Annotated in this window: 22 protein-coding genes and 1 tRNA gene; 5 read left to right on the top strand and 18 right to left on the bottom strand. The window is 53.2% G+C overall.

Annotated features, from left to right (window positions below; genetic code table 11):
• Positions 1-103 precede the first annotated feature (103 nt).
• From ACR0QW_RS05020 to obgE, 6 genes are all read right to left on the bottom strand, one after another.
• Positions 104-1,318, bottom strand: coding sequence for an ABC transporter permease (locus tag ACR0QW_RS05020; RefSeq protein ID WP_432642618.1), 1,215 nt, complete (start codon positions 1,316-1,318; stop codon positions 104-106).
• Positions 1,311-2,009 carry an ABC transporter ATP-binding protein gene (locus ACR0QW_RS05015; protein WP_432642617.1) on the bottom strand — a complete coding sequence of 233 codons (699 nt, stop codon included), beginning with the start codon at positions 2,007-2,009 and terminating at the stop codon, positions 1,311-1,313. Before ACR0QW_RS05015 ends, ACR0QW_RS05020 begins: the two co-directional genes overlap by 8 nt.
• A gap of 16 nt (positions 2,010-2,025) precedes the next feature.
• The gene (locus ACR0QW_RS05010; protein ID WP_432642616.1) at positions 2,026-3,096 is read right to left on the bottom strand and encodes an efflux RND transporter periplasmic adaptor subunit; all 1,071 of its coding nucleotides are present in this window, start codon (positions 3,094-3,096) and stop codon (positions 2,026-2,028) included.
• A gap of 155 nt (positions 3,097-3,251) precedes the next feature.
• Positions 3,252-4,514 (bottom strand): glutamate-5-semialdehyde dehydrogenase, encoded by a 1,263-nt coding sequence (locus ACR0QW_RS05005; RefSeq protein WP_432642615.1) that lies wholly within the window; start codon positions 4,512-4,514, stop codon positions 3,252-3,254.
• Between the two features lie 14 nt (positions 4,515-4,528).
• Positions 4,529-5,653, bottom strand: a complete 1,125-nt coding sequence (gene proB / locus ACR0QW_RS05000; RefSeq protein ID WP_432642614.1) for a glutamate 5-kinase — start codon at positions 5,651-5,653, stop codon at positions 4,529-4,531.
• A gap of 53 nt (positions 5,654-5,706) precedes the next feature.
• On the bottom strand, positions 5,707-6,987 hold the full coding sequence (gene obgE / locus ACR0QW_RS04995; protein WP_432642613.1) for a GTPase ObgE: 1,281 nt from the start codon (positions 6,985-6,987) through the stop codon (positions 5,707-5,709).
• Between the two features lie 161 nt (positions 6,988-7,148).
• Between obgE and ACR0QW_RS04990 the strand changes: the two genes are divergently transcribed.
• Positions 7,149-7,225 (top strand) — tRNA-Arg (locus ACR0QW_RS04990).
• A gap of 192 nt (positions 7,226-7,417) precedes the next feature.
• The gene (locus ACR0QW_RS04985; RefSeq protein ID WP_432642612.1) at positions 7,418-7,945 is read left to right on the top strand and encodes a hypothetical protein; all 528 of its coding nucleotides are present in this window, start codon (positions 7,418-7,420) and stop codon (positions 7,943-7,945) included.
• Positions 7,946-8,258: 313 nt separating this feature from the next.
• Here ACR0QW_RS04985 and ACR0QW_RS04980 read toward each other — a convergent pair whose 3' ends face one another.
• The 5 genes from ACR0QW_RS04980 to ACR0QW_RS04960 form a co-directional block, all read right to left on the bottom strand.
• Positions 8,259-9,041, bottom strand: coding sequence for a TPM domain-containing protein (locus tag ACR0QW_RS04980; RefSeq protein ID WP_432642611.1), 783 nt, complete (start codon positions 9,039-9,041; stop codon positions 8,259-8,261).
• A gap of 30 nt (positions 9,042-9,071) precedes the next feature.
• The gene (locus ACR0QW_RS04975) at positions 9,072-9,626 is read right to left on the bottom strand and encodes a LemA family protein (RefSeq protein ID WP_432642610.1); all 555 of its coding nucleotides are present in this window, start codon (positions 9,624-9,626) and stop codon (positions 9,072-9,074) included.
• Between the two features lie 88 nt (positions 9,627-9,714).
• The gene (locus ACR0QW_RS04970; protein ID WP_432642626.1) at positions 9,715-10,968 is read right to left on the bottom strand and encodes a sodium/glutamate symporter; all 1,254 of its coding nucleotides are present in this window, start codon (positions 10,966-10,968) and stop codon (positions 9,715-9,717) included.
• 90 nt (positions 10,969-11,058) lie between these two features.
• Positions 11,059-12,144, bottom strand: coding sequence for a 3-phosphoserine/phosphohydroxythreonine transaminase (gene serC, locus ACR0QW_RS04965; protein ID WP_432642609.1), 1,086 nt, complete (start codon positions 12,142-12,144; stop codon positions 11,059-11,061).
• On the bottom strand, positions 12,128-13,393 hold the full coding sequence (locus ACR0QW_RS04960) for a DUF1015 domain-containing protein (protein ID WP_432642608.1): 1,266 nt from the start codon (positions 13,391-13,393) through the stop codon (positions 12,128-12,130). Before ACR0QW_RS04960 ends, serC begins: the two co-directional genes overlap by 17 nt.
• Positions 13,394-13,598: 205 nt before the next feature.
• Between ACR0QW_RS04960 and ACR0QW_RS04955 the strand changes: the two genes are divergently transcribed.
• On the top strand, positions 13,599-14,378 hold the full coding sequence (locus ACR0QW_RS04955) for an AzlC family ABC transporter permease (protein ID WP_432642607.1): 780 nt from the start codon (positions 13,599-13,601) through the stop codon (positions 14,376-14,378).
• Entirely contained in the window at positions 14,375-14,707 is a 333-nt protein-coding gene (locus tag ACR0QW_RS04950; RefSeq protein ID WP_432642606.1) for an AzlD domain-containing protein, read from the top strand. The genes ACR0QW_RS04955 and ACR0QW_RS04950 overlap by 4 nt, the downstream gene beginning before the upstream one ends.
• Before the next feature lie 46 nt (positions 14,708-14,753).
• Here ACR0QW_RS04950 and ACR0QW_RS04945 read toward each other — a convergent pair whose 3' ends face one another.
• Together ACR0QW_RS04945 and ACR0QW_RS04940 are read right to left on the bottom strand one after the other, a co-directional pair.
• A complete protein-coding gene (locus ACR0QW_RS04945; protein WP_432642605.1) occupies positions 14,754-15,269 on the bottom strand; it encodes a folate family ECF transporter S component in 516 nt (171 codons plus the stop codon).
• A 3-nt stretch (positions 15,270-15,272) separates the two neighbouring features.
• On the bottom strand, positions 15,273-16,238 hold the full coding sequence (locus ACR0QW_RS04940; RefSeq protein ID WP_432642604.1) for an agmatinase: 966 nt from the start codon (positions 16,236-16,238) through the stop codon (positions 15,273-15,275).
• A 198-nt stretch (positions 16,239-16,436) separates the two neighbouring features.
• On the opposite strand from ACR0QW_RS04940, the gene ACR0QW_RS04935 reads away from it, so the two are divergent.
• A complete protein-coding gene (locus tag ACR0QW_RS04935) occupies positions 16,437-17,192 on the top strand; it encodes an IclR family transcriptional regulator (protein ID WP_432642603.1) in 756 nt (251 codons plus the stop codon).
• Positions 17,193-17,230: 38 nt separating this feature from the next.
• Here the strand turns inward: ACR0QW_RS04935 and ACR0QW_RS04930 are convergent, their stop codons facing one another.
• The 5 genes from ACR0QW_RS04930 to ACR0QW_RS04910 all read right to left on the bottom strand — a co-directional run bounded on the left by ACR0QW_RS04930 (position 17,231) and on the right by ACR0QW_RS04910 (position 23,031).
• Positions 17,231-18,301, bottom strand: coding sequence for an ABC transporter ATP-binding protein (locus ACR0QW_RS04930; protein ID WP_432642602.1), 1,071 nt, complete (start codon positions 18,299-18,301; stop codon positions 17,231-17,233).
• 15 nt (positions 18,302-18,316) lie between these two features.
• Positions 18,317-20,002 (bottom strand): ABC transporter permease, encoded by a 1,686-nt coding sequence (locus ACR0QW_RS04925; RefSeq protein WP_432642601.1) that lies wholly within the window; start codon positions 20,000-20,002, stop codon positions 18,317-18,319.
• 109 nt (positions 20,003-20,111) lie between these two features.
• Complete coding sequence (locus ACR0QW_RS04920) at positions 20,112-21,152, bottom strand: ABC transporter substrate-binding protein (protein ID WP_432642600.1); 1,041 nt, start codon at positions 21,150-21,152, stop codon at positions 20,112-20,114.
• Positions 21,153-21,251: 99 nt separating this feature from the next.
• Positions 21,252-22,127, bottom strand: coding sequence for an NAD(P)-dependent oxidoreductase (locus ACR0QW_RS04915; protein WP_432642599.1), 876 nt, complete (start codon positions 22,125-22,127; stop codon positions 21,252-21,254).
• A 151-nt stretch (positions 22,128-22,278) separates the two neighbouring features.
• Positions 22,279-23,031, bottom strand: coding sequence for a hypothetical protein (locus ACR0QW_RS04910; RefSeq protein ID WP_432642598.1), 753 nt, complete (start codon positions 23,029-23,031; stop codon positions 22,279-22,281).
• Positions 23,032-23,208: the final 177 nt, after the last annotated feature.

The raw sequence follows: 23,208 nt of genomic DNA, 5'->3' as shown, positions 1-23,208 counted from the left end.
CAGCAGAGCCCGGGAACGATCTTTGATATCGAACCGGGTCTTAGGCCGATGGAGAAAATCTACAAATCCCCTCCACTTCTGCCGGAAGGTAGGTCTTGGTGCTTCATTCATATCGCAATGCATCGATGGGATCCAGCAGGGCGGCCTTCTTTGCCGGATACAGCCCGAAAAACAGACCGATGCCCACAGAGAACAGCACCGAGATGATGGTAGCCGCAACGGACACCACCACCGGCCAGCCGATGATTTTGGCCGCAATAACAGAGATCACCGTTCCAAGGATCATGCCTGTGGTTCCGCCGGTGACCCCGATGACCATGGATTCCACCAGGAACTGCAGCAATATATCATGATACGTGGCCCCCAGGGCTTTCCGGATACCGATTTCCCTCGTCCGCTCTGTTACGGACACCAGCATGATGTTCATAATGCCGATACCGCCCACCAGCAGACTGATGCCGGCAATGATCGCCAGCAGCAACGTGATGGATCCTGTAGTCTCCTGGGCCGTCTTGATGATTTCCGTCAGGTCACGGACAGTGAAGTCATCATCTTCGCCGGTCCGGATCTTGTGACGAGTCCGCAGCAGAGTGATCACATCGGACTGAACCTGGGAAACCGTACCTTCACTTTCGCACTGGATGGTGATGTTCCGGATATAAGTCAGCCCCATGAGCCGCTGCATGGCAGTCGTCAACGGTACAAACACCACATCATCCTGATCCTGGCCCATGGAAGACTGCCCCTTGGTAGCCAGCACCCCGATTACGATGAACGGTGCCTTGTTGATCCGCATGATCTGCCCCACAGCTTTCCCATCAGGAAACAGGTTATCCGCCACGGTCTTGCCGATGACGCACACCCGCTCCCGGCTGGTCATTTCATTCTGGTTATACATGCGGCCTTCCGCAATCTGATAGTTCCGGATATCCAGTACATTGGGAGTAATGCCCTGTACCTGGGAGTTCCAGTTCTGGTTCCCGGCCACCAGCTGATAGCTGGCCTGCACGCCGGGAGCTACATATTTGATGCCGTCTATGTTCTTCTCAATGGCTTTGGCATCCTCATAGGTCAGCTTGGCCCCGCTGCCGCTGGCAATCCGCTGGCCGTTGGCCGTACGGCCACCGCTCATGACGATCAGAAGGTTGCTGCCCATGCTGGTGATGTTATCCTTGACCTTCTCCTGCATGCCCAGTCCCAGAGATACCATGGCGATTACGGCGCCAACCCCGATGATGATGCCCAGCATGGTCAGGAAAGTCCGGATTTTGTTGGCCACCATGCCTTCGAAGGCCATTTTCACGCATTCCCTAAACAACGATCTGGCCTCCTCCCTCTTTTTCTTCCGTCAGCCGACCGTCCCGCATGACCAGAATCCGTTGGGTCATAGCCGCCAGTTCCGGTTCGTGGGTAACCATGATCACGGTCTTGCCCTCATGGTTCAGTTTTTCGAAGATGTCGATGATTTCCAGAGTGGATTTGGTATCCAGGTTCCCGGTAGGTTCATCGGCCATGATAATGGCCGGATTATTGATCAGGGCCCGGGCGATGGCCACCCTCTGCCGCTGCCCGCCGGACATTTCATTGGGCTTATGATACATCCGGGTACCCAGTCCCACATCCGTCAGGGCTTTTTCTGCCCGTTTGGTCCGCTCCTCCAGGTTCACCCCCGCATAGATCAGAGGCAAAGCCACATTTTCCACAGCCGTCAGCCGGTTCAGCAGATTGAAGCTCTGGAACACGAACCCGATTTTCTGATTCCGTGTATGGGCCAGCTCATCATCCGTATAATTGGCGATATCCTTCCCCTCCAGGATATATTCTCCGGAGGTAGGCCGGTCCAGACACCCCAGGATGTTCATCATGGTGGATTTACCGCTGCCCGATGGGCCCACGATGGAGGTGAACTTGCCTTTTTCGAATTTCACCGTCACATGGTCCAGAGCATAGACGATGGTATCCCCCATCTGATAACTTTTTACAATGTCTTTCAGTTCAATGACGTTCATGGCTGTCGTCCTCCAGTTACATCGGAGGCCCCATCCGTTTGTTGCTGGTACTGGTGGCCTTGGTGGTCTTCACCATTAATTCGTCACCCTCCTGCAGGTCGGCTTCCACCGCACTGCGGTCTGTCCCGGCCAGAAGGACCTTTACCGGCACTTTTCTGCTGGTATTTTCCTTCTTGTCATAGACCAATACGTACTGCTGACCATCTTCCGTATGGAGGCATTTGTTGGCTACAGTCAGCACGTGATCCATTTCGTCCACAATCACACTGGCCCGGGCGGTCATGGTGGGCAGCAGTTTGCCTTCACTGTTTTCCACATCCACGTAGACCGTGTAGTAATTCACGTTGTTAGTGGTGGTGGCACTACGCCCGATCAGGGTCACGACGCCCTTGAAGGTTTCGTTAGGATAGGCATCCACGGTGAATTCCACATTCTGGCCCTGTTTGATTTGGCCGATATCGGATTCATCCACCATCAGGTAGATCTGCATCTTGTCCAGATTGGCAACACTCATCAACACCTGCGGTGTGGAAATACCGGAAGATACCGTCTGGCCCACAGGGGTAGGTTTGCCGATCACATAACCGTCGATGGGCGTACTGATTACCGTATCACCCACGTTGGATGTAGCCTGGTCGTATTCAGCCTGGGCCACCCGGTATTCTGCCTCTGCCGTGTCGAATACACTCTGGGCAATGGCGCCCTGATCCAGCAGCTCCGAATCCCGGTCATAAGTAGCCTTCTTATCGGCCAGAGTAGCCCGCTTCATTTCCTGAGTAGCCTTCAAAGAAGTGTCATCCAGTTTCACCAGGGCCTGGCCTGCCGTCACATGCTGGTTTTCCTTCACATAGACGGCCACGATACGGCCTGTGATCTTGGAGTTGATATCCACATTGTCCAGAGCCTTCAGGGCACCGGTGGCAGAAATGGTCTTGCGCAGATTCCCCCGCTGGACAGCATCCGTCCGGGTAGCTGCCACCGCTTCCTGGGTCTTCTTCACCTGGTAATACTTATAGCCGCCAGCTCCCCCAGCGATCAGTATAGCCAGGAGGATCAACAGGATTTTATGCTTGCGAATGATGTTCACGCTGTTTCCCCCTTGAATCTCCTGCCTGGGCAGGTTATAAAGCAGAGCGGCACAGAACTGCCGCTCTCTTCCCTTTTGAATAGGTTCATTGTACGGAATGAATATGAATCATCCATGAAATATTGTGAAACAATTCCACAATTTTTTATAGCCCCTTACTTCCGCACCTGTCCGTTTCCGTTCACCAGATATTTGGTGGTCGTCAGTTCTGGCAGCCCCATAGGCCCTCTGGCATGGAGTTTCTGGGTACTGATGCCGATTTCGGCGCCAAAGCCGAATTCGAACCCGTCAGTGAACCGGGTAGAGGCATTTACATATACAGCCGCTGCATCTACCAGCTGCTGGAACTTCCTGGCATTTTCATAGTTCTCCGTCACGATGGCTTCTGAATGTCCGGTACCATAGCGCTGGATATGCTCCACTGCTTCTTCCAGGCTGTCCACCACTTTCATGGAAAGTCTCAGATCCCCGTATTCCGTAGCCCAGTCCTCGTCTGTAGCCGGCTGCACATCTTCGCTGTAGCTCCGGATCCGTTCATCCCCCAGGATGGTCACATGCGCTTTTTTATAGGCTTCCAGCATGGCTGGCAGGAAAGCATCGGCAATGTCCTTGTGCACCAGCAGGGTTTCCATGGCATTGCAGGTGGAAGGCCGGTTTACCTTGGCATTCATGGCGATTTCCACAGCCATGGGTACGTTGGCACAGGCGTCCACATAGGTATGACACACCCCGGCCCCGGTTTCGATCACCGGAACGGAAGCATTGTGCACCACGTTTTTGATCAGGCCGGCGCCGCCCCGGGGAATCACCACATCCACCAGACCTTCCAGATGGATCAGTTCATCCACCGCTGCCCGATCGGCCACATTCACGAACTGGATGGACCCTTTGGGCAAACCCGCCTTTTCCCCGGCTGCAATCAGTACATCACTGACCGCCTTGTTGGAATGGAGAGCTTCCCGGCCGCCCTTCAGGATGACTGCGTTGCCGCTCTTCACGCACAGGGCGATGGCATCCGCTGTCACATTGGGCCGGGCTTCGTAAATGATTCCAATGACTCCCAGAGGCACGGAGACCTTGGTAATGGTCAGCCCGTTCGGCAGATTGGCCCCGCTGAGGATGCGGCCCACCGGATCCGGCAGATCGGCTACTTGGCGGATGCCCCTGGCCATCTGCACCAGCCGGTCATGGGTCAATAGCAGCCGGTCCAGCAGGGAGGCTCGGAGGCCGCTTTTTCTGCCGTTTTCCATATCGACGGCATTGGCTGCCAGGATGGTTTTCTCTCCTTCCAGCAGGCCGTCGGCCATACTCTCCAGGATATCGTTCTTGACTTTCGTATTTAAAATGCCCAGTTTACGGGAAGCGATTTTCGCTGCTTCTCCCTGCTGCCGGACCATACCCACTTCATATTCTGCCATAGGTTCACCCTCCTTTACAGGATTACCAGATTGTCCCGATGGATCACTTCATCATAGTGCTTATAGCCAATCCTGTCTTCGATCTGGCTGGTCTTACAGCCCTTAATCAAAGCCACATCTTCGGACCCGTAGTTGGTCATGCCCCGTGCCAGTTCATGGCCTTCCTGATCCACCACACTGACCGTATCACCGCTGTCGAATTCACCTTCTACGCTCACAATGCCCACGGGCAGGATACTGCAGCTGCCCTTCTGCCGCAGCGCCTTGGACAGCCCTGCGTCCACGATCAGTCGGCCGTTGATTTTGGACCCGAAAGCCACCCACTGGTTCCGGAACCGGAGATGGCTCTCTTTAGGAACGAACAGAGTCCCTACCGGTTCACCCCGCAGGATATCCCGCAGGATTTCCAGATGTTCCCCATTGGCGATAATCAGGGCGATCCCGGCACTCATAGCATTTTTGGCCGCCTGCAGCTTGGTCAGCATACCGCCGGTAGCATTCCTGCTGCCGGCGCCCCCGGCTGTAGCTTCGATTTCAGGCGTCACTTCCTCCACCACGGATACCAGTCTGGCATCGGGATGGGTCTTGGGGTTGGCCGTATACAGCCCGTCGATATCAGAAAGCAGGATATCCAGATCCGCATCAGCCAGACTGGCTACCAGGGCCGACAAGTTATCGTTGTCACCGATTTTGAATTCATCGATGGCTACCACGTCGTTTTCGTTGATGATGGGGATGACACCCCAGGAGATCATTTCCTGGAGAGCGTTGCGGGCGTTGGCATAGCTGTGCTGGTTTGCCATATCGTTCTTGGTCAGCAGCACCTGTGCCACCACCTGGCCATATTCTCCGAAGATCCGTTCATAGATATGCATCAAAATACCCTGGCCCACAGCAGCACAGGCCTGTTTTCCCGGGATGGTCCCAGGCTTGGCTTCCAGTCCCATCCTTCCCACACCGGCTGCACCGGCGCCGGAAGACACCAGGAGCATTTCCTTGCCCTGGTTCTGGAAATCAGTCAGGATCCGGGCCATTTTTTCAATTTTTTCGTAATTGATCTTTCCGTTGGGATAGGTAATGGTGCTGGTCCCTACTTTGACCACAATCCGTTTGGCTTCTGCAATTTTTTTGCGTTCCATACGCTCGCCCCCTTATGCACCCCTGGGAGACAGGCTCCTCCTTGAGCACTGACTCAGTAGTGTTCCTTATAATCGAAGATCATATCCCCGATTTTCACAGACTGACCTTCTTCGATACCCTTATCCTTCAGAGCCTGTTCGATACCCAGACGCCGCCAGATCAGCTGGAAACGGTACAGGGCTTCGTCGTTATCGAAGTTGGTCATGGCCACCAGGCGCTCGATGTTCTTGCCTTTGACCTCGAAATCCGCATCTTCCGTATCCCGGGTGATGGTGAAGGAATCCGGGTCAGCCTCTTTCACATGACCAATGTCGATGATTTCCTCTTCCTTAGGGGCCTTCTGCAGCATCTCATAAGCCTTCCACATGATTTCCTTCAGGCCCTGTCCTGTAGCCGCCGAAGCTTTCATGATCGGATACCCCTGGCTTGTCACATATGCCGCCAGCTTCTGGTAATTGGCTTCCGCATCCGGCAGATCCATCTTGTTGGCCACCACCAGCATGGGCCGGTCGGCCAGTTTCTGGCTATACAGCACCAGTTCCTCATTGATTTTCTTGAAATCTTCCACCGGATCCCGGCCCTCGCAGCCGCTTACATCCACAATGTGGAGAATGACCCGGGTACGTTCGATATGCCGCAGGAAATCATGCCCCAGGCCCACGCCTTTGGAAGCCCCATCGATCAGACCGGGCAGATCGGCCAATACGAAGCTGTGTTCCGCATCCAGCCGCACCACACCAAGTACAGGGCTCAGGGTGGTGAAATGGTAGGCTGCAATGGCCGGCCGGGCAGCCGATACCCGAGCCACAATGCTGGACTTCCCTACGCTGGGATAGCCCACCATGCCCACATCGGCCAGCATCTTCAATTCCAGACGCAGCCAGCCCTTTGTACCGGGTTCGCCTTTTTCGGCAAAGGTTACACCCTGTTTGGTACTGGTCACATAGCAGGCATTTCCCTTGCCGCCCCGGCCGCCCCGGGCTGCTACAAATCGATCTCCATCATGGCTCAGATCGGCCAGGGCCACGCCGGTGGCATCGTCGTACACTACGGTACCCAGCGGGACTTTCACTTCCACCTCCGGAGCCTTATGGCCAGTACAGTTCTTGGCTGCACCATTGCCACCCTTTTCGGCTACGAATTTCCGTTTGTACCGAAAGTCCACCAGCGTATTCAGGTCCTTGTGGGCCACCAATACCACTGAACCGCCCCGGCCGCCGTTGCCCCCATCGGGGCCGCCGCAGGCCACATATTTCTCTCTCCGGAAACTGGAGGCACCATCGCCCCCGGAACCGGCTTCTACATAAATCCGCGCTTTATCAGTAAACAGCATGTTACACCTTTGCCTTTCTTTTCCAAAATAACAATGGATTAATATCTTATTATATAATATCGTTGCAAAATTGAATAGACTCCCGGATTTCTTTTTGGTTTTTCTAAAAAAGTTGTTGACATTTTATCACCTTTCCCCTATAATAATGACTGTTCGGTAATGACTCCGTAGCTCAGCTGGATAGAGCGTTTGGCTACGAACCAAAAGGTCGAGTGTTCGAATCACTCCGGGGCCACCATTTGAATGATCAGAGAGCTGTTGCAAATGTAACAGCTCTCTTTTTTATACTGTTACAAGTAAAACGTTTTTATTTAACTTAAAATAAGGAATTTGATTTTTCTTGCAAATTTCCCGTAAAACGGCTATGCTATAGATGAACGAAGGAAAGGTCCTCAAGGAGAGGCTTTCCGAATGACAGGAGGAGATACCGATGGGCATAAGTAAAAAGATCTCTATGGCGATCATTGCCGGAGTGGTAGTTGCTTCCTCTTTCGGTGCGATGATTCCCGCGATGGCTGCACCAGCTGTCCAAAGGACCCTTGCCAGCAAAAAAGCTGCAATTGATGCTGCAGCAAAGGTTGTCCCGCCTCAAGCGATTCTGACAAGTGCCAAGACAGACGATGCCACATTCGATCTGGAATATGAGATTCCGGATACCCTGCAGCGGTATGATGTAGTGGTAAACCGGGCGACCAGCAAAGTACAGAAGGCGATTATCAAATCGTCCAATTACCCCGGATCGGTCACGGTGAATAAAACGGAAGCAGACGTGAAAGGAACCATATTGGCAAGCTATCCGGATGCCAAAGATATTGTGGTCACCAGATATACAGATGATCAAAGCGGTACTCCCTTTGTCATCTATAAAGCGACATTTGAAACGGTGGCATTCCATGGAAGTGCATTGTTGAACCCGGCAACTGCATTGATCGGGTATCAGGAATTGAACTTCAAGTAAAGGCAATTTATGGGGTGAGTCCAAAATACAACCTACGAGCAGTGAAAAAGTAATCTTTATTTGAGGTGAGTCCAAAATACAGGTTCAACTGAGTGAGCAAGAAATGACAACTGAATCAACAGGATATTGAAAGCTCCCGAGAAATGAGTCAGTTTCCGGGAGCTTATTTTTAGCAATTTTGACGTATCGCTTGTTGTTACACTCGTTACGATATCCATCATATGCTCTCCCAACAAAAAAACTGCCCCCCAATCGCTAGATTTTAGATCTAACAATTGAGGAGGCAGCTCATCATCTGTCAGCCTCTTTTTTATTACCAGCTCCGGCTGGAACCACCGCCTCCGCCGGAACCGCCGCCGAAGCTGCCACCTCCAAAACCGCCACCGCCGAAGCCTCCTCCGCCGCGGCCTCCGCCACGGAAGAAAAAGCTGTACAGCAAAAGCCGGAACAGGGCGCCGCCCAGGAAAATCCGATCCAGCAGGAACAGCACCAGGAGTCCGATTGCTCCCAAGCCCAGGGCAAACGGTGAAATCGTATCGGCCTGTTGTGGCTGAGCCGGTTTCACACCTTGTACATCTAGGTCTTTGGCAGTCAGGTTGTATTCCTTCAGCACCGTCTGGAGCAGAGCCGCATAGCCATTCAGGATTCCTTTGTCATAGTCGTTGTTGCGGAAATAGGGCAGCATGGCCTGATCCTGGATCCGCCCAGTGAGTCCGTCGGGCAAAGCCCCTTCCAGGCCATACCCCACTTCGATCCGGCTTTTCCGATCCTGTACCGCCACCAGCAACAGAACCCCGTTATTTTTTTCCTTATCTCCGATTCCCCACTGCCGCAGTACGGTCAGGGAATAGTCTTCCAGGGACTGTCCTTTGAGGGTAGGTACCGTAAGCACCACAATCTGGGCTTTGGTCTTTTTCTGCAGCGCCGTGCTGTAAGCATTGATGGTCGCCTTTGTACTCTGGGAAAGGACTCCCGCCTGATCCTGCACATAGATACTGGCAGTAGGTCTGGGGGGCACTTTTGCCTCAGCACCAGCCCCCAGCGGAGCAGCCAGCAGCTGGCAGAATACCATCAGGAGCAGCAGCAGTCGTTTCATGGCTTGCCTCCTTCCCTTGCTGCCAGGCAGTTAGAACTTCACCTGAGGTGCACTCTGAGCCTGGGCATCTGCCTTGAAATAGTTCCGTTCTGTAAAGCCCATAAGCCGAGCTACGAACACAGTAGGTACGCTCTTGAGCTTGGCATTGTAGGCCTGGGCCGCATCGTTGTAATCTTTCCGGGCCACGGCCAGCCGATTTTCCGTTCCGGCCAGTTCATCCTGCAGCTGGATGAAATTGGTGTTCGCCTTCAGTTGCGGATAAGCTTCCGAAATAGCCAGCAGACGATTCAGGGCACTGCTCAGTTCACCATCAGCCTGGGCCGCATCGGTCACATTCTGGGCTCCGGCCAGTTTTGCCCGGGCATTGGATACATCTGCAAAGACTTTCTCTTCGTGAGTGCTGTAGCCCTTTACTGTATTCACCAGGTTTGGAATCAGATCACTGCGCCGCTGCAGCTGGGTTTCCACCTGGCTCCATTTGCCGCTCACATTTTCATTGGCAGTGACCAGCCCGTTGTAGGATCCAAAAATCCAGCCAAATGCCAGCAGGATCACCACCGCAATGGTAACCAAGACTTTCTTCATAAGGGTTTCCTCCTTCAAATTGCTTTTTCCGTTTCCAGAATATCGGATCCACTTCCTCCTGTCAATAGGAAAAGTCAAAAAGTCAAAATTACGTCAAATTCTGCACGAACAGCTTGATCAGAATCAGGGTATGGGTCTGATAGAACAGGTCCAGCAGACAGGATCCCACTACTGGGACAATCAGGAAGGCTTTCTGGCTCATCCCGTACTTTTCCGTCAGCACGTTCATGTTCACCAGGGCAGAGGGCATGGCCCCCAGCCCATGGCCGCAGAACCCGGCGCACATGATGGCCGCATCATAATTGCTGCCCAGGACCCGGAACATCAGGAAATAAGCCATCAGCACCACGAATGTCACCTGGCCCAGGACAATCAGGAGCACGCTGCCCAAAATGCCCTGGAGGTGCCATACCTGCAGGGTCATCAGGGCAATCGCCAAATACAGGTTCAGCATCATTTCCCCAGTGTTGCCAATAAGCCGCACCCCATACCGGTACCAGTGGAACTGTTCATTCAGGAAGCGGACCACTACACCAGCCAGCATCCCGCCGATATACCCGGGAAATTTCATGTGGAACAGACAGCCGATGCCGCCCGAGACCAGGGTACCGATGCCCATGCATAGCAGGAATACCACCATATTGATGTAAACCTCTGCCTGGTTTAGGGGAACCTGGGCAGGTTTCTCTCCCGGTGTGCTTTCCACGCTGGTTTCCTGCTGCTCCGGATCCGGCCGCAGCTGGTACCGCTCGATCAGCTTCTGACCCAGAGGGCCGCCCACCATGACGGCAAAAATCAGTCCCAAGGTTGCCGAAGCCGCTCCTACCTCCATGGCGGCTGGATACCCCATGCTCACAAAGGTACTGCCGTAGGCACCGGCGGCTCCATGGCCGCCTACCATGGAAATGGCGGAAGCCAGCAGGGCATAGGCAGGTTCCAAATCGAGAAAATGGCCCAAAGCCAGGCCAATGCAGTTCTGACAGAGGGAAATGATCCCGCAGGTGGCCCAATAGACCAGCAGCAGTTTCCCGCCGGTGTTGACTCCGCTCTGGAACGATTTCAGGTTCACCCCCATGCCAATGGCCGTAAAGAAAGCCATCATAAAAGGATAGAGAAAACTTTTATCGAAATCGAATTCCAGGACGCCTGCCAGGTGGCAGACCAGCACCAGGAGCATGGCCAGAAAACCCCCTATCACCGGCACAGGCAGACAATATTTCTGTAAAAGGCTGGAATGGGCTTTCAAAAAGCCTCCCAGCAGCAGCATAAGAGCTGCCAATGCGACAGTACAGATGGCGTCAATCTGAAGGACCGGGACTCCATTCTGCAACATGATACACATGATTACCTTGACTCCTTTTTGGCTCTGCAAAAAAGGGGCATTGCCGGTTCGCAATGCCCCTGCTGTTGTGATTCTTGAAAACGCGGACTGTTACCGGTTCTTCTTGTAGAAGCTTTCCATGTAATCCACCAGCGCCTGCACCCCTTCTGCCGGCATGGCGTTGTAGATGGAAGCCCGGATGCCGCCAATGGAGCGATGCCCTTTCAAACCTACCAGGCCATTGGCCTTGGCTTCTTCCACGAATTTCTTCTCCAGTTCCCTGGTCGGCAGATTGAAGGTCACATTCATCAGAGAACGGCTGTCCTTCCGGGCATGGCCCCGATAGAAGTCCGGATAGGCATCCAGCAGATTGTAGACCTTTCCGGCTTTGGCAATGTTGTTCTGTTCTACCTTTTCCAGGCCACCCTGATCCAGCAGCCACTGGCTCATCAGATCCACCAGATAGATGCCGAACACCGGCGGTGTATTATAAGTGGAATCGTGATCTGCATAAGTTTCATAATTCATTATGGTAGGCAGCTGGGGATCCCGCCCCTTCAGGAAATCCCTTTTAGCCATGACCACAGTCACCCCGGCAGGCCCGATGTTCTTCTGGGCGCCGTTATAAATCAGAGAAAATTTATCCAGGTCAATAGGACGGCTCAGGATATCCGAGGACATATCCACAATCAGGGGCACATCCCCCGTATCCGGATATTCGAAATATTCCAGACCTTCTGCCGTACAGTTGCCGGTCAGGTGCAGATAGGCACAGTTTTCCGGCAGTTCCAGTTCCTCCGGACGGGGTACCCGGTCCAGGCCGGTTGCCTTGCTGCTGTAGATTTCCACCGCGTCACCCACTTTGTGGGCTTCCTTGATGGCCTTTTCAGAAAAGGTACTGGTAATGGCATAGGCAGCCACTTTTCCCTGCGTCAAAAAGTTCATGGGGACCATGGAAAACTGCAGAGAGGCGCCCCCGCCCATGAACATGACCACCCAACTGTCATCCATGCCCAGCAGACGTTTGATGTGTTCCTGGGCCTGGTCGTTCACCTCTTCGAACAGTGCATTCCGATGGCTGATTTCCAGCATGGACATGCCGCTGCCCTTATAATCCAGCAGCTCGCGCTGGGCCTGTTCCAGTACCGGCAGAGGCATCATGGAGGGTCCTGCCCCGAAATTAAAGACTCTTCCCATCTTGTCCATCTCCTATCATATGTACAGTCAGTGCATCCCGCAGCTTGGGTTCGAACCAGGTGGATTTGGGAGGCATCACTTCGCCCCGATCGGCCACCTGCATCAGCTGATCCATGGATGTGGGATACATGGAGAAGGCCACCGTGGCATCCTCCCCATCCACAGCATCCTCCAGCGCTTCCAGGCCCCGGATGCCGCCTACGAAATCGATCCGGGGATCCGTACGGGGATCATCGATGCCCAATACCGGAGCCAGCAGGTTGTCCTGCAGAATGCTTACATCCAGAGAATGGATGGGATCAGTTTCCGGATACGTCCCTTCTTTGGCTGTCAGTCTATACCACTGGCCACCGATGTACATACCAAAGGTATGGGGAGCCTGAGGTTCTACCGGCCGTTCATCCTTTTTCAGGATAAATTTTTCCTGAACCATTTCCAGGAATTTTTCTTCGCTCAGTTCGCCCAAATCCCGAACCACCCGGTTGTAGGACAGGATATGCAACATATTGGAGGGGAAGATCACGGACAGCACGTAGTTATATTCTTCTTTCCCCGTTTGACCGGGCCGTTTGCCCAGTTCTTCTGCCACCCGCATGGCAGCCGCACAGCGATGGTGTCCGTCAGCGATATACAGTTCCGGTACCTGCTGGAACAGACGGGTTACTTCCTTCACTTTCAGGGGTTCATTGATCACATACAGGGTATGCCGCACCTTGTCATCCCCTACGAAATTGTAGACTGGCGTATGGCTGCCCATGTATTCCAGCAGAAAAGCCGTCAGGAGGCCTTTGCTCCGATAAGCCAGGAATACCGGTCCCGTCTGGGCTTCCGTAGCCAGGATGTGGTTCACCCGGTCCGTTTCCTTACCCGGACGGGTTAGTTCGTGCCGTTTGATGATGCCTTCCTTATATTCCTGCAGGGAAGCGGCAGCCACCAGACCAATCTGGATATAAGCACCCATCTGCTGGCGATAGATGTAATAGCAGGGCTGGGGATCCTGTTTCATCTGCCCTTTGGCAATATAATCCTCCAGATTCTCTCTGGCCCTGGCATAGACTTTCGGATCCGTTTCGGAAATCCCTTCCGGCAAATCCGCTTCGGCCCGGCTCACCCGGACGAAGCTTAGGGGATTTTTCTTCAGGATATCCCGTGCTTCCTGGGTACTCATTACATCATAGGGTAATTCTGCAATTTGGCTGACCAGTTCCGGTATCGGACGCAGGGCAGCAAACGGTCTGATTTCGGCCATAGGTATCACTCCTGTTAGAAAACAATGAAATCTTATGGTTTCTTTTTCATTTATAATTCCATACTTATCTATATACTCACAAGTATAGGCCTATTATACCATATCCGTGCTTCTATAGTAAAAATTTGTAAAGTGGTATATAATAGGGACCAAGGATTCTGTATGCAGAATCCAATATCTGTTCTTCATAGAAAGAGGTGTTCTCATGGGCTATATCACGCGTAGGGTATTGCAGAAAGATACCCCCATCATCATCGGCTATCTCGTCCTGGGAATGGCCTGCGGAATGCTGGGTGAAAAGGCAGGTCTCTCCCCCTTCCTGATGTTCGTCATGAGCGTGCTGGCCTTTGCCGGAAGTTCCCAGTTCATCGGCATCGCCATGATGATCCAGAGTGCTTCCGACATATCCATCGCTCTGACCATTCTGATGGTTAACCTGCGCTACTCCCTGTTCACCTCCACCCTGGCTCCACTGGTCTCCAAGCAATCAGGCCTGTACACCACGCTGTTCTCCTACGGGACCACCGATGAAACTTTTGCTCTGAACCTTTCCTCCTTCCAGGATGAAAAAGAACACTGGACCCACAAAGAAGCTCTGGGACTGGATTTCCTCAGCATGCTCGTATGGTCCATAGCCAATGCCGCAGGCTGTTATGCCTCTTCCATGATCCACCTGGATCTGTCCCTGGTATCCTACATCCTGACGGCTATGTTCCTGGGCATCTGGTCCAACTATCTGAAGGACAGGACCCTGATCATTACCGGGATTGCCGCCGGTATCCTGGCTGTAGTACTTTCCCAGTTCGTACCTTTTAAGCTGCACATCGTACTGGCTTCCCTGATTCCCTCCGGAATTGCCGCCTGGTTTTATCTGAAACATGAAAAAAAAGCTGGCAAGACACAGGCAGCAGCAAAAAAGAACACAGAAACCATTCCTAAAGAAGAAGCCTATGGAACCATGGAAGAAGGAGGGACCGGATTATGACCCATATGAATCAAACGTACATCCTGACCGTGATACTGATCATGGCCTTGACAGGCTTTTTGCCTCGGGTGATTCCCATGGTCATCATCAAGAAGCACCCCATTCCCCACTGGTTCAAGATATGGTTGAATTTCGTTCCCCCAGCGATTTTCGGTGCCCTGATTTTTCCTGACATTTTCCTGACCCAGGGCCACCTGAACCTGTCACTTTCCAATATCCCCCTGCTGACCACGCTGATCATCACTCCGCTGGTATTGAAGACCAAATCCCTGGGTGTAGCCGTAGTAGCCGGCGGCGGCGTCTTCGCCCTGCTGGAATATCTGCTGTAAAAAAAAGGTGTGAAAAAATGAGAAATCATTTCTTCGCACCCTTTTTTTATGCCATTTTGGGCAGGTGCCTCTGCAGCACCGGAAACACCAGATGCAAAACCAGGAACTTGATTGCGATCCCAGTGGTGCACTGGAACAAACGCAGCAGCACCAGACTTTTCCAGGAAACCTGGAAAAGCACTGTCAGCCAGAACGTGTTCAACAGCAGACTGATGCCCAGCTGTACGATCAAGACTGCCAGCAGGATCTGCTTTTTGCCGATTCCCTTCCGGAAAACGGTTCCATAAACTGCTCCGTCCAGAAAGGCCGACAAAGTAAAACCGGGGAAATAGGCCCCCACCGGGAACAGCAGAGCGCCGATCAGGTCCCCCAGGGCCCCGGTCAGACCTCCGGCCATAGGCCCTCCCCAATAGGCCGCCGCCACCACCGGCAGAAAACTGAACCCGATTTTCAGATTCCAGGTATGCAGGGACAGGAACCGGGCCAGGATCACCTCCATGGCCACACAGAAGCCGATCATGGTGATCCATTGCCCGGGCCGTCTTCTGTTCGCTTCCATCATCTCTTATGCCTTCGGTTCTCTGGCCTTGGTGGCAAACCCCAGCATATCGGAAATCAGCCGGGCTGCCAGGTAGCCGGTGGTGCCACCCACATCGTCGAAGGGAGGGGCCACTTCCGTCAGCACCATCCCCACCAGTTCCGTATGGCGGGCAATGGCTTCCAGCATATCCACGGCATCATCATAGTTGAAACCTCCGAACATGGGAGAACCGGTGGCCGGTGCATAGACCGCATCCATGGCGTCGATGTCGAAGCACAGCACCACTTTCGGGGCTGGCCGGAATTCATCCAGGATGGCATCGATCCCTTTTCTGCGCACATCCCGCACGGAATAGATGCCATCCCCGTGTTCCCGTGCTTCCGCAAAGTCTTCCGGGCCGCTGCTTCCGATGCCCCGGATACCCAGATGCAGGATCCGTCCTACATAGGGCAGTCCGGCCGCATTCCGCATGGGAGAGCCATTGAAGTATTTCTGTCCGTCCAGAGGTTTTGTCCAGTCCAGATGGGCATCGATGTGGATGATATCAAAATCTCCCACGCCTTCCATACCCTGGAGCATAGGGAAATCCACACCGCAGTCACCGCCCAGGACCACTGGCATCGCCTTCTGGGATTGGATGATCTTCACCGCTTCCCGCAGATTGGCCATGGTGCCCAGCAGATCCCCGGGGATATAGTCCACATCGCCGCAGTCCACCACTTTCCATTTGTCCGTATCCATATAGAATTCTTTCCGTTCAGAATCATAGGTACCGCCTTTTTTATAGCTGAACCGGGTGGAACCCAGCCGGATGCCCCGAGGCCCCAGGCGGCAGCCCGTCCGGCCCTGGATGGCCAGATCGAAGGGAGCGCCGATGACAGCAATATCCGCATTCAGATGATGGATATCTGTAACGATTTCGCTCTTGGCAAAAGTGGCAATGCCCGTAGGGGCCATATTCAAAGGTTTTTGCAGACTGAAGTTATCCATAAGTTTCTCTCCTTCTCATTGGAAACCGGTTTTTCCATGTATGGCCTCATTATAGAAAGCCCATTCGGAGAAGTCAACGAAAACGGACACCATTTTGCAATTCGTACACTATAGTGAAACAGATTGGCTTGACGCCGGGATTGGGCTCTCTTATAATGGGGGCGAAAATATCATTTCTTTTCAGAAAGGAGTCCCATCATGGCCGAAACTACCCCCCTGGTCCACTCCGTCCTGCACGCTACCCGCATCCTGGAACTGTATGCCTCCCAGCGCAAGGAATCTCTGAGCCTGACGGAAATCAGCCGGGCTCTGGACCTGCACAAAACCACGGTCTACCGGCTGCTGCGCACCCTGCAGTACGCCGGCTGGATCCGCCAATCCCCCCAGAGCGGGCGCTACTGCCTGGGCACCGGTATCCTGCTGGTGGCCTCCGCCGTTTCCGTCCACAATACCTCCCGGGATCTCCTTTCCGAAGAGATGCACCGGCTGGCCGAACAGTTCAACGAAACCGTGGTCCTGTCCGTACTCCTGGGCCATACAGGGATCTGTGTGGATATGGCCAAGAGCCGCCACCGCCTAGGCATCGCCGGAGAACGGGGATACATCGTACCCCTGCATATCGGAGCCTCCGGCAAGACACTTCTTGCAGCCCAGCCGGAAGGACTGCGGAACACCCTCATCGGGGATTTGTATCCGGAAGACCGGATGAAGCAGCGGATCTTGAAGAACCAGCTGCTTCAGATCCTGCGAGACAGATATTGTGTATCTGAAGGAGAAGTGGACCAGGGCGTGGCTGCCATCGCCATGCCCCTGCACTTGAAAGAAAAAATCTTTGTGCTCAGCATTTCCGGGCCCATAGAACGACTGCGTAAGATTGGCTACCCCTCCCTCCAGCAGGGCCTGGCCGAAACCGTCCAGCGGCTGAAACAGAAAAGCAGGATGGTAGAACTGTAAAAGGAGCTGTGAAAAAATTCTTCACAGCCCCTTCTTTTTTACGTAATGATGTAGTTGTTTTTCTCGTTGCCCAGAGGAATCACCGCATCCAGATCCAGATATATGGTTTCTCCGTCAGCCCACTGGTGATAAGAACTGCCGTGGGTGATCACCCGCAGCACCTGTTCTCCCACCTGGATCCGATAGTCCACCGCATCTCCCATATAGAACCGATGCTTCACCTGGCCCTGGAGCATCCCTCCCGTCTTGGAAAGAGTGATGTTCTCCGGCCGCACTCCCAGTACGGCTTCGCCCTGAGGCAGACCGGCCGTATTGGAAAAGGACACCTGGGTCCCCTTCACAAAAATCCTGTCCTCTTTCACCTCGGCCGGCAGGAAATTCACCAGGCCGATGAAATCAGCCACCATCTTATTGGCCGGATGGGTATAGACATCATAAGGTTTGCCCACCTGCTGGACCACACCGGCATTCATCACCACAATCCGGTCGCTCATGGTCATCGCTTCCGACTGGTCATGGGTCACATAGATGACCGTAATCCCCAGTCGTTTCTGCAAAGAAGAAATCTCGAACCGCATGCTTTCCCGCAGCTTGGCATCCAGGTTGGACAAGGGCTCATCCAAAAGCAACAGTCCGGGCCGGGCAATCAGAGCCCGTGCCAGAGCTACCCGCTGTTGCTGGCCCCCGGAAAGCTGGCTGGGATACCGCTCTCCATACCGATCCAGATGGACCATTGCCAGGGCTTCCTTCACCCGTTTGTCCCGTTCTTCCCGGGGTACTTTCTGGATTTTCAACGGATAAGCCACATTTTCCGCCACGGTCATGTGGGGCCACACAGCATAGGACTGGAACACCATCCCGATATTCCGTTTTTCCGGTGGTACAAATACATTGGCTTCCGCACTGCTCACCACCTGCTCCCCCAGAAGGATATCCCCTTCGGTAGGCCGTTCGAACCCGGCAATCATCCGCAGGGTAGTGGATTTACCACAGCCGGAAGGCCCCAGGAAGGATATAAATTCCCCCTCCCGGACCTCCAAGTTGAAATCTCCCACAGCGGTTACATTCCCGAACCGTTTATACAAATGTACCAATTTGACTTGTGACACGATATTTCCTCCTCATCAGATGGCAATGTTGCCTTTGGACACTTTGTTCAGGATCAGGTTCCCCACCATGACGATCAGCAGGATGATCACGGACAGGACCGAAGCATTCTGGGTATCCGCATAGGTCTGCAATTCATACAGCAGCACCCCGATGGTCTGGGTATCACTGCCATAGAGCAGGTTGGACATGGTCAGTTCATAGAAGCTGGGCATGAAGATCAGGAACCAGCCGGCCACGATGGACGGCGCAATCAGCGGCATGATGATATCCTTGCAGATCCGCAGCCAGTCCGCCCCGGCATTGAGCCCAGCTTCCTCCAGGCTGCTGGAAATCTGACTCAAAGAAGCCGCAATGGTCCGTACACTCATGGTCATGTATTTCACCAGATAACTGGCAATCAGGATCCACATGGTAGAATACAGGTTCAGCCCAAAATTGCCGGAAAAGAAGATGATCAGGGCCAGGGCAATGACCACACTGGGGGTACTGCCTCCCACCATGACCAGGATATCCGGCAGGGATCGTCCCGGCACCTTTGTTTTTACGGACAGATAAGCCACAAACAGCGCCAGCAGGGTCCCGATGCAGGCCGAAATAAAGGCATAACCCAAAGACCGCCAGATACAATCCAAATACTGGCTGTTCTCCAGGACCGGAACCCAGGCATCGATGCCGAAGTTATCCAGCCGAATGCCTTTGGACATACTGACCATAAAAGAGGTCATGATGATGGAACCCAATGGCAGGATCACGGACAGGAAAGCATAGGCTCCCACGAAGAAAGTTGCCAGTCCCTTCCATTTTCCCAGTTCCACCAATACCGGACGGGTACTCTTACCGCTGATGGTGGTATAGTCCTTACGCCCCAGCATCCAGCTCATGAAGAACAGCAGCCCATTTGCCAGGAACATCAGAGATACCGCAAGCGTAGTAGCATCCCGAATGCCCTTGTCATCCCCCATGTATACGAAGGAAACAATCCGGGTGGTCAGTACTTCGATATTGCCGGGCATCCCCACAATGGCCGGAATCCCAAAGCAGGAACCCGCACCGATGAACACCAGGAGGCCGCCGGCCAGGATACTGGGAGCCATCAGAGGCAATGTCACATCCCACAACGCCTTCAACGGTGAGGCCCCGGCAATCCGGGAAGCCTCCTCCAGGGTAGGATCCATTTTTTCCATGGCCCGGGAAATCGTAATGAAGGCAAAGGGCGAATAGAATAAGGTCAGTACCCAGATCATCCCACCCCGGGTATAAATGTTAAAGGGAGCCTGGGACAGGGAAAATATACTCTGGAGCAGCTGGTTCAGATACCCCACATCTGGATTCAGCAGCTGAGTCCAGGCAATGGCGCCCACATAGGGCGGAATCATATAGCTGGCTACCAGCAGGGTCCGGAATTTTTTCCGTCCCGGCAAGTCCGTACGACCAATGAGCCAGGCCAGTGGAAAAGTAATCAACACGCTGAGAGCCATGACCAGAAGAGAGATCTCCACGGTATTCCACAAGGCTCTCAAGTTCACTTTCTGACTGTACACTGCCGCATAATTGCTCAGGTCAAACGTCCCGTTCACCATGACGCTGTCATAGATCAGGACCGCCAAAGGCAGTACGATGAAATAGATCAGTGTCACTACGGATAGGGCGATGACCACGAATTTACTGTCGATTCGAGGCAAGTTCCATTTTTTCACCATAAACTCCTTTATGCCGGTCTGGCAGAAAAGGAGCCAGAGCTGGAATTCCAGCCCCTGACTCCCTTTTCTTGCCAGGCAAAACAGGCATCACATGTCGTTCAAACGCAGGTCATTGATCCATGACTCTGGACCGGAATTCTTCCTTGATCTGGGATTCATTTTTGGTCAGTTTTTCCCAATCCACCTTCAGTGCCTTCTGCAGCAATTCTTTCAGGCTGTATTTGGCTCCCTTCGGTTTATCCACATCATCCCGCACAGAGTACATCCAGCCGGCCGTCACTGCAGCCTGGCCATCCTTGCTCAGCCACCAGTCGGTGAGCGCTTTGGCTCCATCCGGATTCTTGGTGGCCTTGAAGATGCCGATAGGCGAAGAAATCAGGATGCATCCTTCTTCCGGATAAACCACTTCCAGCGGTTCCTTTTTGGTCTGCTGCAGTTTCAAAATGTTTTCTTCCAGAATGATGGCCGCCATGTATTCCCCGGTGAGCAGTTTATTCTGGATGGCGCTGTTGCCTTCTTCCACCCGCAGTCCGTTGGCTTTCAGGGCATCGAAGTATTCCCAGCCGAATTTATCTGCCAGAGAGCCTACGGCTACATAGGCTGTCCCGGAAAGCAGCGGGTTGGGCATAGCAATCCGGCCCTTGTATTTGGGATTTGTCAGATCTTTCCAGCTTTTGGGAACATCTTCCGGTTTCAGCTTATCCTTGTTGTAGGCAATGATCATGTTGCAGACCCGGACAGCAGCCCAGGACCCATCCTTGTCCACTTCCATGATGTGGTGCTTGGTTTCCGGCGATTTGTAATTGAGCAGCAGGCCTTTTTCCTTCAGATAGATATAATACGAAGGATCGGCTACCATCAGTACATCATCACTGATCTTGTTGGCTTTGACTTCCCCGGCAACCTTGGTCTTGATTTTTTCCGTCCCGCCCTGGAACCAATTCACCTTCAGATCCGGAAATGCCTTCTGGACTTTCGGTTTGCACATGGAGTTGACGACGTCCGGATACATGGAAGTATAGACCATCACATTACCGGATACCCCTTTCTTACCGCCAGTCTCCTTTTTGTCACCGCCGCAGCCGGCCAGGAGCAATGAACCACAGGCCAATAACGCCGCTGCCACTGCCAGCCATTTCTTTCTACCCATACGATCGCATCCTTTCCTGACAATTCTCTCTGTTTTTTTGTATTGATGCCCTGCCTGCAGGGATGAAACCAATCAGAATGCACAGCTTCCTTTCTGTGGTCACTTTTTCTGATAATACGTATACAGTGCCTGGGTTCCCAGATCTCCTTTGCCTTCTTTTTCCAGTTCCCGGTATTCCTTCAGCACCTGCTGCAGTATCGGCAGTTCCAGTTCCTTCTTTTCTGCTTCCTCTTCGGCCAGCCCCATATCCTTGATGAAGTGTTTCAGGAAGAAGCCTGGGGCAAAGTCCCCTTTGATCATCTTGGGCCCAAAGGCATTCAGCTGGGCACTGCCGGCCGCTCCGGTGGAAACAGCCTTCAGCAGCGTCTCCAGATCCAGTCCGTTGGCTTTGGCGTAGTTCAGAGCTTCGCAGACCCCGGACATGGCACCGGCAATCATGATCTGATTGGCCATTTTGGCATGCTGGCCCATTCCGGCTCCGCCCATATAGTTGATATTGGTCCCCATACCCCGGAAAACAGGCTGCAGCATCTCGAAATCTGCCTTGTCACCGCCCACCAGGATGGACAGTGTGCCATTCTTTGCGCCGGTATCTCCGCCGGTCACAGGGGCATCCAGCACGTGGAAGCCCTTCTTTTTCCCTTCTGCATACAGCTTCTGGGCCAGGGTGGGGCTGGTAGTGGTCATATCAATCAGGATGGTCCCCGGTGCAGCACTTTCCATTAGGGCACCCGATGCGAAATACACTTCCTCTACATCTTTGGGAAATCCCACGATGGTAATAATACACTGGCAGGCTTTGGCCAAATCGGTAATAGAAGGATGGATGGCCACACCTTCTTCCTTCAGATCTGCCACCTTCTGGGGATGGCGAGCATAGCAATGCATGGTATACCCGGCTTTTCCCAGGTTCCGCAGCATGGATTTCCCCATGATGCCGGTGCCGATAAATCCAATATCGTGAATCTCCTGCATAGGAATCAGCTCCTTCAAAATAATAAAGTCCAATTGAATCAGAACTTTGCTAAAATTATTATAATTTAAATCCATCGCCAAAAGCAATGGAAAAATCAAAAAGACTGCCAAAATCGGCAGTCTTTTGATAATGAATGATTGGCTCCTTCAATTACTTCGCTTTGCTGGGAGTGATCTTCAACGTGTTGATGATGTGGGTCAGCTTATGTTCATCGGCACTCCAGTAACCGTCATCCGCCTTGTTCCACATGACCATCAGGGTATGGATCCGATCCCGGTTGAACAGGGTCCATCGTTCTGCGTGGAATGTAATCAAGTGATTTCCCTCCTTCAGTACTTCCATATCAAAGGAAGTATGGAGATTCTCCACACCGTTCACAATCGTGCTCTTCATGGGCTGCCAGTTAGAGAACTTCAGGCTGTACCCTGCCGGCAATGCTTTGTTGTATATACCCGTCAGGCTTTTCTGGGTAATATTCCCGAAGTCCTGGATTTCCTCTCCCTTCAGCCCCAGATTCTGCCCGTATTTGGGCAGTTTTTCCGGGCTGGCCATGGTCTTGAATTCCACCCACACCGGTTTTTCGTCCGTATTCCATGGGATGGGATCCAATTTCCCGCTCTGGACGATGACACAGCCGGGCTGCTTCACCGTTTTCTGATCCGCTTCCAGCCACACCTTCAGCAGCGGATCCAGATCCGGTGCCTGCAACAGATTGTCCCGATTCTCCTGGCTCTGGAGGATCATTTCCGGCGGCACAGCAAAGCTGGCCTGATCCCCGGCCTTGATTTCCACCCAGCCCGGATAGGAAGCCACCTGGAGATTCTCCGCTTTATTGGATTCCTTGCCGCAGCCAGCCACCAGCAGGGCCAGCAGACAGCAACACAATACGATTTTCTTGAACATAGTCTCCCGCCTTTCTGTAATACGGGCATTATTATAGCACAAATCAAAACTACCCGTATAACGGGTAGTTTGCTCTGCGGCTATAAGCCGCGTTACCTGCCTCGGCCTTAAGGCCCTAGATTTAAAGGCTACCAACCGCACTACATTTCCTGGCAGCCCCTCACTCGAGGGGCTTAT

Origin of the sequence: Acidaminococcus sp. (assembly GCF_050873445.1) — a bacterium.
In the GTDB taxonomy this organism is placed as follows: Bacteria; Bacillota; Negativicutes; order Acidaminococcales; family Acidaminococcaceae; genus Acidaminococcus.
The sequence above is the reverse complement of the archived record's forward strand: the minus strand, read 5'-3'. Positions and strand labels throughout refer to the sequence as shown.

Excerpts from the sequence above, each read along its gene's own strand:
- ACR0QW_RS05015 (WP_432642617.1), bottom strand. The coding sequence starts at position 2,009 with ATGAACGTCATTGAACTGAAAGACATTGTAAAAAGTTATCAGATGGGG.
- ACR0QW_RS05005 (WP_432642615.1), bottom strand. The coding sequence starts at position 4,514 with ATGGCAGAATATGAAGTGGGTATGGTCCGGCAGCAGGGAGAAGCAGCG.
- proB (WP_432642614.1), bottom strand. The coding sequence starts at position 5,653 with ATGGAACGCAAAAAAATTGCAGAAGCCAAACGGATTGTGGTCAAAGTA.
- obgE (WP_432642613.1), bottom strand. The coding sequence starts at position 6,987 with ATGCTGTTTACTGATAAAGCGCGGATTTATGTAGAAGCCGGTTCCGGG.
- ACR0QW_RS04985 (WP_432642612.1), top strand. The coding sequence starts at position 7,418 with ATGGGCATAAGTAAAAAGATCTCTATGGCGATCATTGCCGGAGTGGTA.
- ACR0QW_RS04980 (WP_432642611.1), bottom strand. The coding sequence starts at position 9,041 with ATGAAACGACTGCTGCTGCTCCTGATGGTATTCTGCCAGCTGCTGGCT.
- ACR0QW_RS04975 (WP_432642610.1), bottom strand. The coding sequence starts at position 9,626 with ATGAAGAAAGTCTTGGTTACCATTGCGGTGGTGATCCTGCTGGCATTT.
- ACR0QW_RS04970 (WP_432642626.1), bottom strand. The coding sequence starts at position 10,968 with ATGTGTATCATGTTGCAGAATGGAGTCCCGGTCCTTCAGATTGACGCC.
- serC (WP_432642609.1), bottom strand. The coding sequence starts at position 12,144 with ATGGGAAGAGTCTTTAATTTCGGGGCAGGACCCTCCATGATGCCTCTG.
- ACR0QW_RS04960 (WP_432642608.1), bottom strand. The coding sequence starts at position 13,393 with ATGGCCGAAATCAGACCGTTTGCTGCCCTGCGTCCGATACCGGAACTG.
- ACR0QW_RS04955 (WP_432642607.1), top strand. The coding sequence starts at position 13,599 with ATGGGCTATATCACGCGTAGGGTATTGCAGAAAGATACCCCCATCATC.
- ACR0QW_RS04950 (WP_432642606.1), top strand. The coding sequence starts at position 14,375 with ATGACCCATATGAATCAAACGTACATCCTGACCGTGATACTGATCATG.
- ACR0QW_RS04945 (WP_432642605.1), bottom strand. The coding sequence starts at position 15,269 with ATGATGGAAGCGAACAGAAGACGGCCCGGGCAATGGATCACCATGATC.
- ACR0QW_RS04940 (WP_432642604.1), bottom strand. The coding sequence starts at position 16,238 with ATGGATAACTTCAGTCTGCAAAAACCTTTGAATATGGCCCCTACGGGC.
- ACR0QW_RS04935 (WP_432642603.1), top strand. The coding sequence starts at position 16,437 with ATGGCCGAAACTACCCCCCTGGTCCACTCCGTCCTGCACGCTACCCGC.
- ACR0QW_RS04925 (WP_432642601.1), bottom strand. The coding sequence starts at position 20,002 with ATGGTGAAAAAATGGAACTTGCCTCGAATCGACAGTAAATTCGTGGTC.
- ACR0QW_RS04920 (WP_432642600.1), bottom strand. The coding sequence starts at position 21,152 with ATGGGTAGAAAGAAATGGCTGGCAGTGGCAGCGGCGTTATTGGCCTGT.
- ACR0QW_RS04915 (WP_432642599.1), bottom strand. The coding sequence starts at position 22,127 with ATGCAGGAGATTCACGATATTGGATTTATCGGCACCGGCATCATGGGG.
- ACR0QW_RS04910 (WP_432642598.1), bottom strand. The coding sequence starts at position 23,031 with ATGTTCAAGAAAATCGTATTGTGTTGCTGTCTGCTGGCCCTGCTGGTG.